Origin of the sequence: Micromonospora sp. M51, assembly GCF_018070305.1 — a bacterium.
Classification (GTDB): domain Bacteria; phylum Actinomycetota; class Actinomycetes; order Mycobacteriales; family Micromonosporaceae; genus Micromonospora; species Micromonospora parva.
Window position 1 is genome coordinate 1 of the sequence record NZ_JAGPXZ010001129.1, and the last position, 1,345, is coordinate 1,345.

At 75.7% G+C, this 1,345-nt stretch carries 1 protein-coding gene and 1 pseudogene; one reads left to right on the top strand and one right to left on the bottom strand.

Features of this window, described 5'->3' with window-relative positions; translation table 11 throughout:
- Window positions 1–568, top strand: a pseudogene (locus tag KBX53_RS33040) (hypothetical protein); the annotation flags it as partial.
- Between the two features lie 80 nt (window positions 569–648).
- On the opposite strand, the gene KBX53_RS33045 reads toward KBX53_RS33040, so the two are convergent.
- Window positions 649–1,345: ATP-grasp domain-containing protein (locus KBX53_RS33045; RefSeq protein ID WP_210863776.1), on the bottom strand; the 697-nt coding region annotated here is incomplete at its 5' end.

The window sequence follows — 1,345 nt, forward strand, 5'->3', positions numbered from 1 at the left end:
GGTCGGACCGGTCCCGCAGGCGAACGCCGGTGCCGGCTCGACGGCGACCACCGTCGCCGACCGGGCGGCTGAACCTGCTCGGACGCCACCCGTCACCAACCCTGCCGGTGTCCCGGCCGTCCCGGCCCGGGACGCCACCGCCCCCGCCGGCAGCGCGGCTTCCGACAACGCCGCATCCGACAGGACCGGATCCGACAGGACCGGATCTGACAGGACCGCATCCGAGAGCGCCGCGTTCGGCAGCGCCGCCACGGTGGGGACGCCCACCGACAAGGCGGCGGGAACATCCACCGACAAGGCGGCGGGAACATCCACCGACAAGGCGGCGGGAACGCCGGGCGACGGGCTCCGCGTCGGCCCGGCGGGCGCAAGCGCGGACGCGCCAGACGTCGGCCCGGCGGGCGCACGCGTCGACGAGGGCGGCTCGGCCCCCGCCATCCCGGCCGCCTCCGACCTCGCCAACGGCGGTGCCTCCGGTGCTGCCGGCAGGACGAGCATCCCCAGCGACCCGGGCGCAGCAGCGCGCACCAACGGCACCGACACACCAGACGTACGCGCGGGTCACTGATCTGGAACCGACCGTGTGGTTGGCCCGCCGGGTCAACCACACGGTCGACCCGCGCTCGCCGCGACGGGCTGACAGGTCGGTCAGTGAGTGGTGAGGCGGGCCGCCGCCCGGGCGACCAGGGTGCCGAGGAGCCGACCGAAGTCCAGTCCGGCCGCCTGCACGGCGAGCGGAAGCAGGGACGTCTCCGTCATGCCCGGCGAGACGTTGACCTCCAGCACGTGGGGCTGGCCGGCCGCGTCCACGATCACGTCGACGCGCGAGAGGTCCCGGAGACCGAGCGCGGTGTGCGCCGCGAGGGCCACGTCAGCGACAGTGGCTGCCACCTCCGGGGCCAGCCGGGCCGGGGCGTGCCAGGTGGTCCGCCCCGCGGTGTAGCGGGCGGCGTAGTCGTACACGCCGTTGCGGGGCACGATCTCCACCGGCGGCAGCGCCTGCGGGCCGTCGCCGAGGTCGACGACGGAGACCGCCACGTCGATCCCCGGCACGTACCGCTCCACCAGCGCCGTGGAGTCGTACGCGAAGCAGCCCACCATGGCGGCGGGCAGCGCGGCGGCGTCCCGGACCACCGCTCCGCCCAACCCGGACCCGCCCTGCGCCGGCTTGACCATCAGGGGCAACCCGAGACGGTCGACGATCCGGTCCAGGACGGCGACCGCACCCAGCTCGGAGAAGCGGTCGTGCGGAAGCGCCACCCAGTCCGGGGTGGGGATGCCGGCCTCGCGGAGCACCGCCTTGGCCGAGGGCTTGTCCCAGGCGACCCGGGAGGCCCGGGCGTCG